General features: G+C 66.9%; 15 protein-coding genes. 11 read left to right on the top strand and 4 right to left on the bottom strand.

The annotated features are described in order from the left end of the window. Nucleotides 1-3: 3 nt before the first annotated feature. The gene (locus MMB92_RS04145; protein WP_006481959.1) at nt 4-948 is read right to left on the bottom strand and encodes an ABC transporter ATP-binding protein; all 945 of its coding nucleotides are present in this window, start codon (nt 946-948) and stop codon (nt 4-6) included. 424 nt (nt 949-1,372) lie between these two features. Here MMB92_RS04145 and MMB92_RS04140 point away from each other — a divergent pair, with 424 nt between their 5' ends. From MMB92_RS04140 to MMB92_RS04115, 6 genes are all read left to right on the top strand, one after another. After that, the gene (locus MMB92_RS04140; RefSeq protein WP_006482698.1) at nt 1,373-1,669 is read left to right on the top strand and encodes a cupin domain-containing protein; all 297 of its coding nucleotides are present in this window, start codon (nt 1,373-1,375) and stop codon (nt 1,667-1,669) included. A 629-nt stretch (nt 1,670-2,298) separates the two neighbouring features. Then, nucleotides 2,299-3,897, top strand: a complete 1,599-nt coding sequence (locus MMB92_RS04135; protein ID WP_277562549.1) for a DUF2957 domain-containing protein — start codon at nt 2,299-2,301, stop codon at nt 3,895-3,897. Nucleotides 3,898-3,968: 71 nt separating this feature from the next. After that, on the top strand, nt 3,969-5,222 hold the full coding sequence (locus MMB92_RS04130; protein ID WP_006482703.1) for a DUF2957 domain-containing protein: 1,254 nt from the start codon (nt 3,969-3,971) through the stop codon (nt 5,220-5,222). Between the two features lie 73 nt (nt 5,223-5,295). After that, entirely contained in the window at nt 5,296-6,120 is an 825-nt protein-coding gene (locus tag MMB92_RS04125; RefSeq protein ID WP_006482693.1) for an OmpW family outer membrane protein, read from the top strand. A 121-nt stretch (nt 6,121-6,241) separates the two neighbouring features. Next, nucleotides 6,242-6,745 carry a hypothetical protein gene (locus MMB92_RS04120; protein WP_006480638.1) on the top strand — a complete coding sequence of 168 codons (504 nt, stop codon included), beginning with the start codon at nt 6,242-6,244 and terminating at the stop codon, nt 6,743-6,745. 413 nt (nt 6,746-7,158) lie between these two features. Further along, the gene (locus MMB92_RS04115; RefSeq protein ID WP_077056635.1) at nt 7,159-8,262 is read left to right on the top strand and encodes a hypothetical protein; all 1,104 of its coding nucleotides are present in this window, start codon (nt 7,159-7,161) and stop codon (nt 8,260-8,262) included. Between the two features lie 73 nt (nt 8,263-8,335). Here the strand turns inward: MMB92_RS04115 and betA are convergent, their stop codons facing one another. The 3 genes from betA to betI are packed head-to-tail and all read right to left on the bottom strand — an operon-like array spanning nt 8,336 to nt 12,139. Continuing rightward, nucleotides 8,336-10,036 carry a choline dehydrogenase gene (gene betA / locus MMB92_RS04110; RefSeq protein WP_006482695.1) on the bottom strand — a complete coding sequence of 567 codons (1,701 nt, stop codon included), beginning with the start codon at nt 10,034-10,036 and terminating at the stop codon, nt 8,336-8,338. 16 nt (nt 10,037-10,052) lie between these two features. Continuing rightward, a complete protein-coding gene (gene betB, locus MMB92_RS04105) occupies nt 10,053-11,522 on the bottom strand; it encodes a betaine-aldehyde dehydrogenase (protein WP_062884940.1) in 1,470 nt (489 codons plus the stop codon). Nucleotides 11,523-11,554: 32 nt separating this feature from the next. Then, complete coding sequence (gene betI / locus MMB92_RS04100; protein ID WP_006482690.1) at nt 11,555-12,139, bottom strand: transcriptional regulator BetI; 585 nt, start codon at nt 12,137-12,139, stop codon at nt 11,555-11,557. A gap of 721 nt (nt 12,140-12,860) precedes the next feature. Between betI and MMB92_RS04095 the strand changes: the two genes are divergently transcribed. From MMB92_RS04095 to MMB92_RS04075, 5 genes are all read left to right on the top strand, one after another. Next, on the top strand, nt 12,861-13,763 hold the full coding sequence (locus MMB92_RS04095; protein ID WP_006498732.1) for an alpha/beta hydrolase: 903 nt from the start codon (nt 12,861-12,863) through the stop codon (nt 13,761-13,763). A 67-nt stretch (nt 13,764-13,830) separates the two neighbouring features. Next, the gene (locus tag MMB92_RS04090) at nt 13,831-14,400 is read left to right on the top strand and encodes an isoprenylcysteine carboxylmethyltransferase family protein (RefSeq protein ID WP_006482692.1); all 570 of its coding nucleotides are present in this window, start codon (nt 13,831-13,833) and stop codon (nt 14,398-14,400) included. Nucleotides 14,401-14,417: 17 nt separating this feature from the next. Further along, the gene (locus MMB92_RS04085) at nt 14,418-15,701 is read left to right on the top strand and encodes a nucleotide disphospho-sugar-binding domain-containing protein (protein ID WP_006498733.1); all 1,284 of its coding nucleotides are present in this window, start codon (nt 14,418-14,420) and stop codon (nt 15,699-15,701) included. Then, a complete protein-coding gene (locus MMB92_RS04080; RefSeq protein WP_006498734.1) occupies nt 15,698-17,299 on the top strand; it encodes a DHA2 family efflux MFS transporter permease subunit in 1,602 nt (533 codons plus the stop codon). Before MMB92_RS04085 ends, MMB92_RS04080 begins: the two co-directional genes overlap by 4 nt. A gap of 10 nt (nt 17,300-17,309) precedes the next feature. Next, the gene (locus tag MMB92_RS04075) at nt 17,310-18,248 is read left to right on the top strand and encodes a glycosyltransferase family 2 protein (protein ID WP_006482184.1); all 939 of its coding nucleotides are present in this window, start codon (nt 17,310-17,312) and stop codon (nt 18,246-18,248) included. The last annotated feature ends 48 nt before the right edge of the window (nt 18,249-18,296 follow it).

Here is an 18,296-nt window from a genome sequence, read left to right as displayed (position 1 = left end):
GGGTCAGGCTCCTTGCACGCCGTTGCGGCGGTTGTCGATCAGGCTGACGAAAATGTCCTCCAGCGAGCTCTGCGTCGTGTGCAGGTCGCGAAAGCCGATGCCGGCCGAGCCGAGCGCGTTGATCAGCTTCGCGATGCTCGCGTCGTCGCGCTGCGAGTCGTACGTATAGACGAGCGCGGCGCCGTCTTCCGCGCGTTCGAGACCGAACGGCGCGAGCGCGGGCGGCACCTCCGCGAGCGGCTGCTCGAGTTGCACGGTCAGCTGCTTCTTGCCGAGCTTGCGCATCAGTTCGCGCTTTTCCTCGACGAGCACGAGCTCGCCGCCGAGGATGATGCCGATCCGGTCGGCCATCTCTTCGGCTTCCTCGATGTAGTGCGTGGTCAGCAGGATCGTCACGCCGCTTTCGCGCAGCGAATCGACGAGCTTCCACATGTCGCGGCGCAGTTCGACGTCGACGCCGGCCGTGGGTTCGTCGAGGAACAGGATGCGCGGCTCATGCGACAGCGCCTTCGCGATCATCACGCGGCGCTTCATGCCGCCCGACAGCGTCATCAGCTTGTTGTCGCGCTTGTCCCACAGCGACAGCGCCTTCAGCGTCTTCTCGATGTACGCGGGATCGGGCGCCTTGCCGAACAGGCCGCGGCTGAACGACACGGTGGCCCAGACGGTTTCGAACGCGTCGGTGGTCAGCTCCTGCGGCACGAGGCCGATCATTTCGCGGGCCGCGCGGTATTGATCGCGGATGTCGTGGCCGCCGACCGTCACGCGGCCTTCGGTCGGCGTGACGATGCCGCAGATCGAGCCGATCAGCGTCGTCTTGCCGGCGCCGTTCGGCCCGAGCAGCGCGAAGATCTCGCCGGGGCGGATGTCGAGGGTCACGTGCTTCAGCGCCTGGAAGCCGGACGCGTAAGTCTTGGAGAGGTCGGAGACGGAAAGGATCGGTTGCATGCTCACGGATGGCACGGCCGCCCGGCGCGACGGCGGGCGCCGCGCGTGCCCGGCGCCGCCGCCGCTGCGAAGCGGCCGGGACCGGGGACGGCATGGCGAACGGGCGTCATGTCGAACGGCAGGGTAGTGCGGGATCGCGGGACCGCCATATTAGCAATCGGCAGATCGAAATGCATTCTGATGGAAAGGCTGGGCTGGACTGGCGCCGGATTTGCGGGAATTGCGGTGATATCGCTCAACGATTTGGCGTTTTATTTGAATGATGCGAATAATCCGGATGGTTTTCCGCGAATCGGGCCGCGAGCGCGTTGCCGCTCGACGGGCGGGCCGACTGTGCTGCCTACCGTCCCTCGCGCCGTACCGGGACGGCACGCGTGGCGCTCGCGATAATGCGTGCCTTTCACGGTGATACGGAGCGGGGCGCATGTCTTTGATCGATTTCAAGTCCGTGGCGGACGCGCAGGCCGCTGCATGGAAATCCACGATCGTCGGCGAAGTCGGGCCGGCCCGGATCAAGGTGCTGCGCATGGATGCGCAGCCTTACGAAGCGGAAGTGCACGACTACAACGAGGGGCTGCTGGTGCTCGACGGCACGCTGAGGCTCGAGGTCGAGGCGGAAACGGTCGTGGTCGGCGCCGGGCAGATGTATCTCGCGCGCGCCGGCACGCGCCACGCGGTGCTGCCCGGCAGCCACGGCACGCTCGCGATCATCGACGTATGAGGTGCGCCGCAACATGCGTGCGGGCCGCCGAGGGCCGGCTGGCCTGGCTCGGCGCGGATTGTCGTCCGTCGTTCAAACGCGTGTTCCATGGTCCGTGTATTTGTCTGAGCAAATAAAATGAAGGCTGTTTGAAAATCTGTCAAATACCGTATGAACGCTAGGATCGCGCGGTTTCATCCGTTTGGAACTCTGCATCCATTTACTTGTGGGAATGGTCCGATCATAGTCTCGACAAACGACGCATCACGATAACGAATCAAGCGTACGTATGGAGACCACACCATGAGACGCCTATCCGCGGGGCCAGCCGGACTGCCGTTTCCCGATTTTTCGCTGAATGCAGGCGCGACGCAGGTCGCGTGCCTGCCTCGTCACCACGCCGTGTAGCGGCGAACCGTAGCGACAAGCTACTTTCCGTTTCGATCGTTCCGACGGCGCCGTGCCGCATGACGGCGCTGCGGGAGCGCGCTCGTCTGCCGCCGCGGCATGTGCCGCATCTGCCTGACCGGCATCGCGGCGGCCTTGCGTGCATCGTCATGCGCCGCGCCTTCGTGCGGCGGCGCGATACCAACCGGCGGGCCATGCAGCCCGGCCGGACGAGACTTGTCGTACCTGAAAAGGAGGGGTTGATGATTTGCATTCCTGAATGGCGGAAGGCGGTCCTGTCGTGCGCGGTACTGGCGCTGCCGTTCGTCGCCGGTTGCGGCGGCGGCGACGATCCGGGGCCGATCACCGTGCCGCAGTGCTCGGGTAGCGCCTGCGGGCCGAGCGGCGCCGACACGACGCCGCCCGTCGTGACGAAGCTGTGTCCCGACGCGCTCGATTACACGACGACGTACACGGGCGGCGCCGGCAGCGGCGAATACGTGAAGGTGAAGTTCGACACGACGAAGCTCACCTACCAGCTGCAGTTCATCGAATCGTCGGTGCCGACCTCGGCGGGGCAAGTCAACAACACGCGCGCGGGCCTGACGATCAGCGGTGCATTCCATCATCCGACTAATCTCCCGACGGCCGAGCAGAACCGTTGCGCGTTCGTGCTCGACAGCGGCGCGACGAGCGACGGCGCGTATTCGGTGACGATCAACCGCGCCGGCCCGCCGATGCTGTTCGTCGGCAATGGCGTGGTGGGCGGCGGGATTCCGGGGGCGACGATTGCGTTCGCCGGTATCCCGCTGCTTCCGGGCATCACGCTCGGCGTCGTACCGTCGCGCACCTTCGATTTCTATCCGTTCATCGGCTTCACCGACACGGAGACGGACTTCAGGAAAGTGGCGGGCAACTACAACGAGGTAGGCATCCATCTGTCGCCCATCGGCGGTGACGGTCAGAGCCCGACCGGGGCGGTCGGCTGGGAATCCGACGTCGTCAACTGGAATCAGACGTTGAACGCGGACGGTTCGTGTTCGATCACGCAGGGCAGCGACTACTCGTGTCAGACGACCGGGACGCCGTGGGCGCTGCGCAAGAACGCGGACGGATCGGCGGACAATGTGTTCGTGAGCAATCCGGCCAGCGGGGCAGGGTATCCGATCGCGGGACAGGGCTCGACGCTGATCATTGCACCGAGCCAGGCGAAAGGCATCATGATCGTCGGCAGGCTGAACGGCGTACTGGTGCCGATCGTGATTCGTGTCGGCTACACGCACGTCGATACGGTCAATCTGCTCGCATCGGTCGCCGATGCCGAAGTCGGCATCTCGATGCTGTCGTCGACGAAAGCGATTGCCGCGAACTCCCTGAAGGGCGGGTACATCGGCGCGACCAGCGCCTCTGCATGCGGCATCGTGACATCCAGCGGCCAGGGGAACAAGTTGGCGTCGGCGGGGCCGAGCTTCAACCCCAACGTGCCGCACCCGGACCTGCCCGGCATCTTCGCCAACAACGCCTTCTATTCGGTAGCCGGCAGTTGCAACGACGGCACCGCGGTGTCGACGCTGGCCGCGAACTATACGTCCACGCTGTTCCAGGGCAGTACCGCGGCGTTCATCGATCCGCAGACGTCGTCGGTCACCTCGCAGTTCGCGCTGGACTATACGCAGGCCACGCCCGGCAAGATCAAGGTGACGGCCGCGCAGGACTTCAACGCGAAGGGCGCGAACGGCAACGCGGCGATCTTCGGCAAGGGCGACACGGGCTGGCTCGTGACGGCCGGCAACGTCTACGCGATGGTCGTCAACAACAACAAGGTCAACCCGTTCTTCACGATCGGCGCGTTCGTCCAGTAACCCCGCATTGAACACGTCACACCGGCGGCGCATGCGTCGCCGCCGGTGAATCGAATTTCAAGAGGATTCCTATGAATGTGAAACATTGGATGGTCGCGGCGTCGCTCGCGCCCGTGCTGGCCGCCTGCGGCGGTGACGGCGACCCGCCGCCCGCGCCGGTGGTCCGGCTGTGCCCGCAGACGATCGACTACAACACGGTGTTCATCGGCGGCTCCGGGTCGGGCGAGCTCGTGAAGGTGCAGCTCGACACGACGAAGATGACGTACCGGATGACCTACCTCGCGTCGCCGGTGCCCGCCACCACCGGTACCGTGCAGCCGACGCGCGACACCGCGCCCGCGAACGTGGTCGACGGCACGCTGGCCGACGAGACGGGGCTGCCGACGGTGAAGCTGAACCAGTGCACGTTCCGGATGCAGAACGCGAGCCTCGACCCGAGCCGGCCCGCGCGGCTGTTCCTCGGCGAAGGCGTGCTGGGCGGCGCGATCCCCGGCGCGACGATCCAGTTCGACGGCGTGATCGGCGTCGGCAAGATCACGAAGACGACGTTCCCGTACTACCCGTTCATCAGCTTCTCGTCGCTGGAAACCGACCTGACGAAGATCGCCGGCACGTACAACCAGCTCGGCTATCACCAGGTGCCGTCGCAGAACTTCCAGCCGGTGGCGCTCGACCAGCAGGTGACGATCAACGCGGATGGCAGCTACACGGAAACCGACAACTTCGGCAAGAAGAACGGCGGGCAGCCGCTTGCGTCGAGCGCGACGGTGAATCAGCCGTTCACGCTGCGCCCCGATGCGCCGGCATTCCAGTCGCTGAACTACCAGCCGCAGATTCCACCGACGCTCGCCGCGCTCGATCCGGCGAAGGCCGGCAAGGGGATCCTGATCGTCGGCAAGCTGCGCAACCAGCTCGTGCCGATCTTCATCCGCACCGGCGCCGCGAACGCGGACCTCACGCAAGGCCCGCCGAGCGCGGACGACGAATCGGGGATCTCGTTCCTGAGCCCGCGGACGGCGATCGCGCAGGGCTCGCAGGACGGCGAGTACACGGGCGTCGACAGCGCGTTCAACTACCGCGCGACCGCGCTCGTTGGCGCGCAGGCCACGCTGCTCGATCCGTTCAACGCATCGCAGGCCGCGCTCACGCGCGCGCTGAACCTCGACTACACGCAGAAGGTGCCGGGCGTCGTGACGACCGTGCATGCGGATGCGGCGTCGGGGCCAGCGACCGGCAAGTTCGTGTTCACCGGCGGCGTGTTCGGGTTCCTCGACATGGCCGATACGAGCAACCCGTACTTCACGGTCGGCGCGTTCGTGCAGTGACCGCGTGTGGATGGAGACACGGCGGCGCCGCGCGCGAAGGCGCGGCGCCCGGACAGAATGAGGGGGAGACTTCATGAAGAAGCTGATTGTCGCGGGTGTCGTCGCAGGCGTATCGACGCTCGCATCGGCCCAGCAGGCGGGCGACAACGTCGCGACGCTGGGCTGGCTGCACATCATGCCGCAGGATTCGACCAACGGGCTGACGACGAATCTCGCGAACATGCCGATCAACGGACCGTTGCGCCTGCCCGGTTCGTTCACGTCGCCGGGCACGAGCCTGACGGTCAACAACGCCGATACGGTTGGCCTCACGCTCACGCACTTCTTCACCGACCACATCGCGGTGACGTCGGTGCTCGGCGTGCCGCCGGAATTCACGCTGACCGGACACGGGGTGATCAAGCCGCCTGGCCCGGCCGGCGCGCTCGGTTCGGTCAACATGGACAATCCGGCGAACCAGCCGGCCGTGAAGAACGCGCGGCAGTGGAGCCCGACGATCATTCTGCAGTACTACTTCAATTCGTCGACGGCGAAGTTTCGTCCGTTCGTCGGGATCGGCGTGGCCTACAGCTGGTTCAGCAACATCGAACTGAATGGCAACTTCGCGAGGGACATCAACGAGAACCTCGGCAGCGTGCTCGCCGCCGGCGCCGGCAAGCCGGGGGCAACGTCGGTGGAGGGCAAAGCGTCGTCGTCGTTCACGCCGGTCTACAACATCGGCGCGAGCTACGCGATCGACAAGCACTGGGGGCTCACGGCGACGCTGACGTACATGCCGCTGAAGACCTACTCGTCGCTCGTGATCAAGGCGGCCGACGGGTCGACGCTCGCGACCACGCGCACGAAGTTGAAGGCCGATCCGCTGATCACGTTCGTCGGGATTTCCTACAAGTTCTGAGCCGACCGGCGCGCATGACGCGTGCCGGCGGCTTCCTGCGACCGGCTGGCCGGATCGTTCCGGCCGGACGGTCGCGTTCCTGGCGGCGTGCCGCCATTTGTGAAGAGAGGGGGCAGTTCAAATGAGCATTCGCAAAATCGTATCGCTTGTTGCTGCAGTGGCTTTCACCGCGGTTTCGGCCGCGCCTGCTTTCGCCGTCACCGTTTCGCGTGCCGACGGCCAGCCGATGAATCCGAACGGCGAGCCGTTCTCGGCGACGGGGCTCACGAATCTCAGCAAGGGATCGATCAACGCCAGCTGTACCGCGACCTTCAACGGCACGATCACGTCGACCGGCATCGTCAACATCACGTCGACGACGTTCGCGGGCGGCGCGACGTGCGGCCTGATCAGCGGCAGCGCGAGCAGCACGTCGCCGTGGACGGGGCAAGCCGACAGCACGACGCAGCTGTCGATCAACAACGTGAAGGTCAACGTCACGCTGCTCGGCACCTGCGGGCCGAGCAAGGTCGTGACCGCGTGGAGCGACGCGAACTCGTCGCTGGCGTTCAACAACTCCGTGCTGACGCCGGACTGCACGGTGACCGGTACGGTCCTGACGTCGCCGAAGTTCCACGTGCAGTAAGCGTCGCGCGAGCGAAGCGGGAACCCGCCGCGCGCGAGGGCCGTGCATGCGGTATGCGCGGCGGGTTTTCGCGGCTTCGATGGGTTCGCGCCGTCGCGCGTATCGGCGCGGCGGCCGGATTCGTCCGACAGCGTGGTCGTGTATGCCGCCATCCATGTATTGCCGAAGCGCCGCGTGCAGTAGGCGCCGCGAAGCGGGGCGCCCGCCGCGCATGTGAACCGCGCGGCGCATACGCGAGTTTCCGCATCTCCGATTCATGCGAGCCGTCATGCTTACCAGCGCGACGGCCGGTTGCCCGCCCGTGTCGCGATCCGATACGGGCGGACTTGCAGGGCCGGCGTGGCGTGTATTGCGCCACCCGATCCGATTGAAACAAAACCAGGCCAATTGACCAGAACCATCCCGGACGACCCATGCTGACCGATCCAGCAAAGTATGGCGATGCCCGCGGCGCGACGCCCGACCGGCTGCGCACGGCCGCGTGGTTGCAGTACCTGATCGACCATCTCGACACGCCGGTTTGCGCGATGGCGCCAACCGGCGTGGGCGACGCGACCGTCGCCGCTTCGCACGCGATCCGTGCGGGCGCAGGCGCGAACCTCTCCCGCGAAGCGACTGCGGTTCTTCATCGGCTCGTCCCGTGGATCGCGACGGACGGCGGCGGTTGCGCATGCGACCCGACCGATCCGCCCGGCGCGTGCTCGCATGTGCCTTCGGTCCAGCAACTCGCCGAGGCCGAGCGTTGCTGCCCCGGCTCGCGTGCCGTATTCGACACCGCGCACGGCGTGATCGGTGCATGCACGTTCGACGATCCCGACGTCGGCTGGGCCGCGCTTGAACGAATTGCCGATGGCGTCGAATGCGCAGGCCGCGACTCGGGCGCGCGCATCGCGGCTCGACATGACGGGCGGTGCGAGACGCCGCCTGCAAAGAACCTGAGAGACAGGCTGGCCGCTATCGCGGCAACACCGACTCGTCCCGGCGCGGTCATCGATGCGACCGTGTTGCGCGTATGCGGCCCGCGCGACGACGCGGCGCGCGTCGACGAGATGGCCGCACTCGCGATGTTCGCGGCCGAACTCGCCGCGGGCAACGGCGTTTCCGTTCAGGCGTACGGCGGTCGGCACAACTTCGTCGCGCAAGCGATCAGAACGCATCGCACCGATCTCGCGTCGAAGGACGGGCTGCTTGCTGCACTTGCCGTGTGCCGGCTCGATCGACTCGTTGGCGCCGGCAGCTTCTGGGCCTGCTACCTGCTGGCGGGCATCGTGATCGCCGCGCCGGACACGGTTCGGGAAATCGGCCACCGGTTTTGGGGCGACACATGGCAAACGTGGCTCGACCACGTGCTCGCATGGCCGGCGGTCAGCCGCTTCGGGGTGAAGGAAGATGTCGCATTCGACCGCCTGCGTGACGCGATGAGCCTGACGTCGCGCAGGAACCCGATCGTCCGCGCCAAGCGGATGCGCGGTGTTTCGGCAGCCCGGCCACGCAGCGCAAACGAGAAGGCGCAATGAAATGCGGCTCGCGGCGAGAACGCCGCGAGCCGCGCGGGTGGTATCGCGGCGCCCGGGCAGGCGCCTGCCTGCATCAGACCGTCTCGGGTTGCCGCACGGCCTTCGCGACATTCCTCGCCGGTGCGCCGTTCGCGACGAAGTACGGCACGTCGACCCGCGCGAGCGGCGTGCGGCCGCGGATCTTGTCGGCGATCTTCTCGGCGATCATGATCGTCGGCGCGTTCAGGTTGCCGGTCGTGATGATCGGCATGATCGACGCGTCGACGACGCGCAGCCCGTCGAGCCCGTGCACGCGGCCTTCTTCATCGACCACCGCCATGTCGTCGTAACCCATCTTGCACGAGCACGACGGATGGAATGCGGTTTCGGCGCGGGCGCGCACGAATGCGTCGAGTTCCTTGTCGGTCTTGCAGTCGGCGCCCGGATTCAGCTCGCGGCCGCGATAGCGGTCGAGCGCAGGCTGTCGCATGATCTCGCGCGTCGCGCGGATCGCATCGCGGAACTCGCGCCAGTCGAGCGCTTCGGCCATGTAGTTGAACAGGATGCTCGGATGGTCGTTCGGATCGCGCGAGCGCAGCTTCACGCGGCCGCGGCTCGGCGAACGCATCGAGCCGACGTGCGCCTGGAAACCGTGCATCTCGATCGCGTTCGAGCCGTTGTAGTTGATCGCCACCGGCAGGAAGTGATACTGGATGTTGGGCCACGGATCGTCGTCGCGCGTGCGGATGAAGCCGCCCGCCTCGAAGTGGTTGCTCGCGCCGAGGCCCGTGCCGTTCAGCATCCATTCGAGGCCGATCTTCGGCTGGTTCCACCACTTGAGCGCCGGGTACAGCGAGACGGGCTCCTTGCATTCGTACTGGATGTACATCTCCAGGTGGTCCTGCAGGTTCTGGCCGACGCCGGGCAGGTCGAGCACGACGGGAATGTCGAGTGCCTTCAGCCATGCGCCGGGGCCGACGCCCGAGCGCTGCAGCAGTTGCGGCGATGCGATCGCGCCGCTGCACACGAGCACTTCGCGACGCGCATGCGCGGTCGCGCGCTCGCTGCCGCGCAGGTAGGTGACGCCCGACGCGCGCTTGCCGTCGAACAGGATGCGGTCGGCGAGCGCGTGCGTGACGATCTCGAGGTTCGGCCGCGCCTTCGCCTGGTCGAGGTAGCCGCGCGCGGTGCTCGCGCGGCGGCCCTTCGGCGTGACGGTGCGGTCCATCGGTCCGAAGCCTTCCTGCTGGTAACCGTTCAGGTCGTCGGTGCGCGGATAGCCGGCCTGCACGCCTGCGTCGACCATCGCTTCGAACAGCGGATTCACGCCCGGCTTGCTGGTCGTGACCGACACGGGGCCGCTGCCGCCGTGATAGTCGTTCGGGCCGACGTCGCGCGTCTCGGCTTTCTTGAAGTACGGCAGGCAGTCGAGATACGTCCAGTTCTCGAGGCCCTTGTGCGTCGACCAGTTGTCGTAGTCGAGCGCATTGCCGCGGATGTAGCACATCCCGTTGATCAGCGACGAGCCGCCGAGCCCCTTGCCGCGGCCGCATTCCATCCGGCGGTTGTCCATGTGCGGCTCGGGATCGGTCTCGTACGCCCAGTTGTAGCGGCGGCCCTGCAGCGGATAGGCGAGGGCGGCCGGCATCTGCGTGCGGAAGTCGAAGCGGTAGTCGGGGCCGCCCGCTTCGAGCAGCAGCACCGTGACGTCCGGATCTTCCGTCAGGCGCGTTGCGAGCACGTTGCCCGCGGAACCCGCGCCGCAGATGATGTAGTCGTATTCGCGTGTCGTCATGACGGATCTCCTTGTCTTAAAACACCGGGTTGTAGCGGCCGAGCTCGACCTGCACCGACTTGATGCGAGTGTAGTGCTGGAGCGTCGTGATGCCGTTCTCGCGCCCGACACCGGATTGCTTGTATCCGCCAACCGGCATTTCGGCCGGCGACTCGCCCCACGTGTTGATCCAGCAGATGCCGGCTTCGAGGCGATGGATCGTGCGGTGCGCGCGCGACAGGTTCTCGGTCACGACCCCGGCCGCGAGCCCGTAGTGCGTGTCGTTCGCACGCGCGATCACTTCGTCCTCCGATTCGAAATCGAGGATGCTCATCACCGGCCCGAAGATTTCCTCGCGCACGATCTTCATGTCGTCGCGGCAATCGCCGAACACGGTCGGCGCGACGTACTGGCCGCTGCCGAAATGGCCGTCGGTCAGGCGCGTGCCGCCCGCGAGCAGCTTCGCGCCTTCGGCCTTGCCGCTTTCGATGAAGCCGAGCACCTTGTCGAGTTGCGCGGCCGACACGAGCGGGCCGAAGTTGGTGTCGGCATCGGTCGGCTTGCCGACGCGGATGCGTTTCACGCGTTCGAGCACCTTCTGCGTGAATGCGTCCTTGACCGAGCGGTGCACGAACACGCGCGTGCCGTTCGTGCAGACCTGGCCGGAGCTGAAGAAGTTGGCGGTGACCGCGATGTCGGCCGCGCGGTCGAGGTCCGCATCGTCGAACACGATCAGCGGCGACTTGCCGCCAAGCTCCATCGTCACTTCCTTCAGCGACGAGGCGCCGGCCAGCGACATCACCTTCTTGCCGGTTTCGACGCCGCCGGTGAACGACACCTTCGCGATGTCCGGATGGCCGGTGAGCAGCGCGCCGACCGAGCCGTCGCCCTGCACGACGTTGAACACGCCGGCCGGCACGCCGGCTTCCGTATAGATTTCCGCGAGCTTCAGCGCGGTCAGCGGCGTGACTTCGCTCGGCTTGAACACCATTGCGTTGCCGGCCGCGAGCGCGGGCGCCGTCTTCCAGCAGGCGATCTGGATCGGGTAGTTCCACGCGCCGATGCCCGCGCACACGCCGAGCGGCTCGCGGCGCGTATAGACGAACGACTCGGCGCGCAGCGGCACCTGCAGCCCTTCGATCGCGGTCGCGAGGCCCGCGTAGTACTCGATCACGTCCGCGCCGGTGACGATGTCGACTGCGAGCGTCTCGCCGATCGGCTTGCCGGTGTCGCGCGTTTCGATGGCCGCGAGTTCGTCGTTGCGTTCGCGCAGCAGGTCGACCGCGCGGCGCAGGATGCGCGAGCGCTGCATCGCGGTCATCGCGGCCCATTCGCGCTGGCCGTCCCGAGCGGACGCCACGGCGCGGTCGACGTCGGCCGCGCTCGCCTGCTGCACCTGCGCGAGCAGTTCGCCGGTGGCGGGATCGAAGGTGTCGAAAGTCTTGCCGCTGGTGGCGTCGACGTAACCGCCGCCGATGTAGAGGCGCTGCAAACCGTATACGGACATGAGGATCTCCTTGAGGGCGACTGCGTGACGCGTCAGTCGGACGCGAGCAGCAGGTCGATGTAATCGTGGGCGAGCTTCAACGCGGCTCGGGTGTCGATCGGGCCGCCGGCGAGTGCGCCGCGCAGCCACAGGCCGTCGATCAGCGCGGCGAGGCCGCTGGCGGCTTCGCGCGCTTTCGTCCGCGGCAATGCTTTCGCGAACTCGGCGCACAGGTTCGAATGAAGGCGCCGCGTGTTCACGTGCTGCAGGCGCTTGAGCATCGGGTCGTGCATGCTCTGCGACCAGAATGCGAGCCACGTCTTCATCACCGGCGCGCTGACCTGCGTGTCGTCGAAGTTCGCGGCGACGACCGCGCGCAACCGCGAACGCGGGTCCTTGCGTGCGGCGACGCGGCGACGCGTGGTGGCCGACCACAGGTCGCGCAGCACGTGTCGCATCGTCGCTTCGAGCAGGCCGTCCTTGTCGCCGAAGTAATGGCTGACGATGCCCGTCGAGATGTTCGCGCGTTGCGCGACCGATGCGAGCGTCGTGCCGGGCAGGCCCGCTTCGTCGATCGAGCGCAGCGTGGCGTCGATCAACTGTGCGCGGCGTATCTCCCGCATTCCGACTTTCGGCATCGCGACTCCCTTCGCCCGGGCGGGCCGTCCATGGAAGTCGAGAGCTTATCGGTTTTTTATTGATCGTTCAATCAACAAAAAATCGGGGCCGAACGAGGTGCGGTGTTCTAAACGGGGCACGGTCGTTCGTCGCGAGCGTCATGTGCAGGTGCGGAAAAACGCCTTGAAAGAACGTTAATTAAGTTTGAATCTGTTTAAAACGGTTCATGAAAAAATGACGCAATGCGATGGACCGTTTCCCCACCTGTTTCTATTACAAATCGAAAGAGTGTTGAAATCTGCAACATTATTCACGATGTGAAATTGTCAAATCGGATTGTGAAGATGCGCGGTTTTCTAAAAACCGTTTCAATCGGTCGATTGAAATGATGTAATTGATTGAAAACAATGCGTATTTACGGATTTGTGAATGCCGGCGTGGACTGCTCGCAAACGATTGCGTTCGTTCTTTTTGGGATTCCGCATACCATAGAAATTGATGAAAAAATTTGAATCCGGCGTATTTCCGGGCCGAGTAGAGGGATTTTTGGAATGACTTGAGTCAGTAATATCGACCGTATTAGTATGGCGCCGCACTACGAGGAATGAATGGCGCCGCCGGTCATTGCCGCGGTGCGTCGGCAATGGCCGCGCGGACGGATCGCGCGCCTGGCCGGCGCCAGCCATTGCGCACCTGCAGCATGCCGCGACGTCGAGACGCCGCATCCACCGGAGAACGACGATGCCGACCGAAAAACACGTGGTCCCGCTGCCGAATGGTCTGAAGGTCTACGTCGAACGGAACGTGTTCGACCCGGCGTTCGACACGGCGATGCTCGTCAACGGCGCGCTCGCGACGACCGCGTCGTTCGGCCAGACCGTCCAGTATCTCGGCGAGCGGATGAACACGATCTGCTTCGACCTGCCGTATGCGGGGCAGTCGCGCCAGCACAATCCCGGCTGCTTCATCCTGACCAAGGACGACGAAGCCGCGATCCTCCAGTACCTGGTCGAGCACTTCGCGCCGTCGTTCCTCGTGTCGGTGTCGTGGGGCGGCGTCGCGTCGCTGTTCGCGCTCGCGCGCGGCTGCCCGAGCGTGCGGCGCGCGGCGATCTGTTCGTTCTCGCCGTTCCTGAACGACGCGATGGTCGACTACGTGACGCGCGCCCGCGACCACATCGCGGCCGGCGAGAACCTGAAGGCCGCGCAGTTGCTGAACGACACCGTCGGCCGTTATCTGCCGCGCATCATGAAGCTGTACAACTACCGGTATCTGACGCGCCTGCCGCGCGACGAGCAGGACCAGGTCGCGTTCCACGTCGACCAGATCCTGTCGCTGCAGCCCGAGCGCTATTTCAGCGAATTCGCGAACATCGGCTGCGAGCTGCTGTTCCTGAACGGCGAGCGCGACGAATACACGACGCCGGCCGACGTGCGGCAACTCGGCGCGCACGTGGCGCGCGCGCGGTTCGCGACGGTGCCGGACGCCGGCCACTTCCTCGACATCGAAGGCCGTGCGCAGCGCGAATACACCCGTGCCGCGTTGCTCGATTTCTTCTGTGGCGAAGCGTCCGTCGCGGCCGGCATCGCACGTGCGACCGCGCCGGCGTGCATACCTGCACCGATGCACGCGCTGTCGTCGTGACGCCATCCGCCGCGCATCGCGTTCGTCCCGCGTATCCGAATTCCCATCCCAACGAGGCAGGCCAGCCGTGAATATCGTTCAGACCATCGCCATCGTCGTTCCGTGGGCCGCGTGGCTCGCGTACTGGATCGCCACGTCGCAGGGCGTCAAGACGACCGTGCGCAAGGAGGCGTCGCGCTCGCGCACGCTGCAGTCGATTCCGCTGATCGTCGGCGGCGCGCTGATCATCCTGCCCGATCCGTCGTGGCAGGCGCTCGTGCCCGACTGGCAGCGCTTCGGGCTGCAGGCGCAGTGCGGGCTCGCGGTGCTGGTGGCCGGCCTGCTGTTTTCGGTGTGGGCGCGGCTGCATCTCGGCACGAACTGGAGCGTGTCGGTCACGCTGAAGGAAAACCACGAACTCGTGCGCACGGGGCCGTATGCGCTCGTGCGTCATCCGATCTACACCGGCTGCCTGATCGCGCTGGTCGGCGCCGCGCTGATCGGCGGCGAATGGCGCGGTGCGATCGGCGTGCTGCTCGTGTTCGCGTCGCTCGCGTACAAGGTGCGCGTCGAGGAGAGCTGGCTGACCGGATATTTCGGGCCGGCGTATACGCAGTACCGCCGCGAGGTCGCGGCGCTGATCCCCGGCTTCTACTGACACCCGCGAGGCGCGCGATGGCGAAGATGATCGTGACCGCGATCGGCTCGGCGGGCGACGTGCATCCGCTGCTCGGCGTCGCGCGCACGCTCGCCGCGCGCGGTCACGACGTCGTGTTCTGCACGCATGCGCCGTTCGAGGCGGCCGTGCGCCGCTGCGGGTTCGCGTTCGTGCCGGTCGGCACCGCGGCGGAATACGACGCGGCGATGGCGAACCCCGCGCTGTGGGATCCGCGCACGTCGTTCCGCACGCTGTGGCAGGTGATCGCGCCGACGTTGCGCCCGCATTACGATGCGCTGCGCGCGCTGACCGATGCCGACACGGTGCTGGTCGGCACGCTGTGGGCGTTCTCCGCGCGCTTCATGCAGGAACTGCACGGCACGCCGTACGTGTCGGTGCAGGTGTCGCCGTCGACACTGCTGTCCGCGCATGCGCCGCCCACTCACCCGCGCCTGACGATTCCCGCGCGCTGGCCGCTGCCGGTGAAATCGGCGCTGATGACGCTGATCGAGCGGCAGGTGCTCGACCGCGTGTGCGGCCCCGCGCTCGACGCGGTACGCCGCGAGCTCGGGCTGCCACCCGCGCGGCGCGTGCTCGGCCGCTGGCTGCATTCGACCGACGGCGTGCTGTGCCTGTTCCCCGGCTGGTTCGCGCCGCCGCAGCCCGACTGGCCGTCGAATCATCTGCAAAGCGGTTTTCCGTTGTTCAACGATATCGCGACACCCGACGATGATGTGGCACTCGATGCGTTTCTCGCGGCCGGCGAAGCCCCGGTCGTGTTCACGGCCGGGTCGACGCTCGTCGATCATGCGGCGTATGCGCGTGCGGTGGCGGACGCGCTGCGCGCGACCGGCGCGCGCGGCATCCTGCTGACGCCGCACGATGCGGCGCCCGGCGGCGACCGGCTGCTCGTGCGCCGCTTCGTGCCGATGCGCACGTTGCTGCCGCGTTGCCGCGCGCTCGTGCATCACGGCGGGATCGGCACGGCGGCGCTCGCGTGCGAAGCCGGCATCGTGCAGGTCGTCACGCCGTTCGCGCACGATCAGTTCGACAACGCGCAGCGCGTCGTCGCAAACGGCTGCGGCGTGCGGGTCGACGGCCCGCTCGACGGCGCGCGGCTCGGCGCGGCGCTCGCGCGCGTACTCGACGAACCCGCGTTCGCGGTGCATGCGGAACGTACGCGCGCGCTGCTCGCGGCCGCGCCGGACGGCTGCGACGCGGCCGCCGGTTTCATCGAACGGTTCGTGCCCAGGCGCGGGCGCCTGGCCGCGCGGGCCGATGTCGCGGTGGCCGGCGCATGAGCGCCGCGTCGCCGCTTCACGACGGGCCCGTCGCGCCGTCCGCGTTCGACGCGCCGGCGCCCGCGCCCGCGCCCGCGGCGCAGCCGGTGCGCGGCATCCGGCTCGCGCTGCTGACGTTCGCGCTGTCGCTCGCGACCTTCATCGAGGTGCTCGACTCGACCGTGACGAACGTCGCGGTGCCGGCGATCTCGGGCAGTCTCGGCGTATCGAACAGCCAGGGCACGTGGGTGATCAGTTCGTATTCGGTCGCGGCCGCGATCGCGGTGCCGCTCACCGGCTGGCTGGCCCGCCGCGTCGGCGAGCTGCGGCTGTTCGTCGGCGCGGTGCTGCTGTTCACGCTGACGTCGCTGTTGTGCGGGCTCGCGCGCGACCTGCACGTGCTCGTGATCTGCCGCGCGCTGCAGGGATTGTGTTCGGGGCCGATGGTGCCGCTGTCGCAGACGATCCTGCTGCGCACCTTTGCGCCGACCAAACGCACGATCGCGCTCGCGCTGTGGGCGATGACGGTGCTGCTCGCGCCGATCTTCGGGCCGGTGGTCGGCGGCTGGATCGTCGACAACTTCTCGTGGCCGTGGATCTTCCTGATCAATTTGCCGATCGGGCTGTTCTCGTTCGCGGTCTGCACCGCGATGCTGCGCCCCGACGCGCAGCGCGGCGCGGCCGGCCCGATCGACGTGCCGGGCATCGTGCTGCTCGTGATCGGCGTCGGCTCGCTGCAGGCGATGCTCGATCTCGGCCACGACCGCGGCTGGTTCGATTCGCCGCTGATCGTCACGCTCGCGGTGGTCGCGGCGCTCGCGATCGTGTCGCTGCTGATCTGGGAAGCGGGCGAAGCGCATCCCGTGGTCGACCTGAGCCTGTTTCGCGACCGCACGTTCTCGTTCTGCGTGCTGATCATATCGCTCGGGATGATGAGCTTCTCCGTGGTCGGCGTGGTGTTTCCGCTGTGGATGCAGGCCGTGATGGGCTACAACGCGTTTCATGCGGGGCTCGCGACCGCGTCGCTCGGCGTGCTCGCGCTCGTGTTCTCGATCCTCGTCGGGCTGCATGCGCACCGCTTCGACGCGCGGGTGCTCGCGACGTTCGGCTTTCTCGTGTTCGCCGCTGTGCTCGCATGGGACGCGCATTTCACGCTGAAGATGACGTTCGCGCAGATCGCGGCACCCGGGTTGATCCAGGGAATCGGGCTGCCGTGCTTCTTCATCCCGCTGACCGCCGCGACGCTGTCGCGCATTCCGGACGACCGGCTCGCCGCCGCGTCGAGTCTGTCGAATTTCCTGCGCACGCTGTCGGCCGCGTTCGGCACCGCGATGAGCGTGACGCTGTGGGACAACCGCGCGACCTATCACTACGACGTCGTGTCGCAATCGGTCACGCATGCATCGGCGAACACTCAACGCTTCGTGCACGCGCTGAACGCGATGGGCGTGGACGGCGTGCGAGAGCTGACGACGCTGCACCACGTCGTGATGCAGCAGGCCTACATGATGGCGACCAACGACATGTTCTGGATGGCGAGCATGACGTGTCTCGCGCTCGCGGCGATGATGTGGCTGACGCGCCCCAAGCGCGGCGCGGCCGCGTCGTTCGGGCATTGAGGAGCGGACCATGACGACACTCGGCGCACTCGTGATCCTGTATCACCCGAGCGACGCGCAGCTCGACGCGCTGCGCGGATGGCGGCACGCGTGCGACGCGCTGCTCGTCGTCGACAACACGCCGCAGCCCGATGCGCGGGCTCGTGAACTGTGCGCACGCGAAGGCATCGCGCTGCTGCATCACGGCAATCGCGGCGGCATCGCGGGGGCGTACAACGCGGGGCTCGCGGCGCTGTTTCGCGACCGCGTCGACGCAGTCGCGCTGTTCGACCAGGATTCGTCGGTGCCGGCCGCGTATTTTCCGACGATGCGCGACGTCTGCGCGGGGCTCGCGGGGCGCGCGTTCCTGGCCGGCCCGCGCATCTTCGACGAGAACGCGCGCAGCTTCCTGCCCGAACTCGCGACCAACGGCATCGGCTTGCGCCGCCTGCGCATCGAGCCGGGCACGCCGATGCAGCGCTGCGCATTCCTGATCTCGTCCGGCTGCGTCGTGTCGCGCGACGCGTTCGACGTGCTCGGCCGGTTCGACGAGACGCTGTTCATCGATCACGTCGATACCGAATACAGCTTCCGCGCGCTGGCGCGCAACGTGCCGCTCTACGTCGTGCCGTCGCTGGTGCTGCCGCACCGGATCGGCGCGAAGCAGCGGCACGCGATCGGCCCTTTTGAAATGACGTCGATGAATCACTCGTGGCAACGGCGCTACTACAGCGCGCGCAATGCGGTGCAGCTCGGGATGCAGTACGGGCTGCGCTTTCCGGTGGCGCTCGTGCCGAACCTGCTGACCGTGTGGCAGGTCGTGCAGATCGCGCTCGTCGAGCGCGACAAGCGGGCGAAGCTGGCCGGCATCCTGTTCGGCGTCGCGGACGGCCTGTTCGGCCGGCTCGGCCCGCTCGAGCGCACGCGGCCGCGTCTGGCCGCGCGGGCGCAGCGCGTTCGACAGGGGTGACGATGCAGCCGACGAAGCAAGCGGCGGGTGTGCCGCGGGGCGTGAAGG

This window comes from Burkholderia sp. IO2, from assembly GCF_029522185.1.
GTDB classification, from domain to species: Bacteria; Pseudomonadota; Gammaproteobacteria; order Burkholderiales; family Burkholderiaceae; genus Burkholderia; species Burkholderia cenocepacia.
The sequence above is the reverse complement of the archived record's forward strand: the minus strand, read 5'-3'. Positions and strand labels throughout refer to the sequence as shown.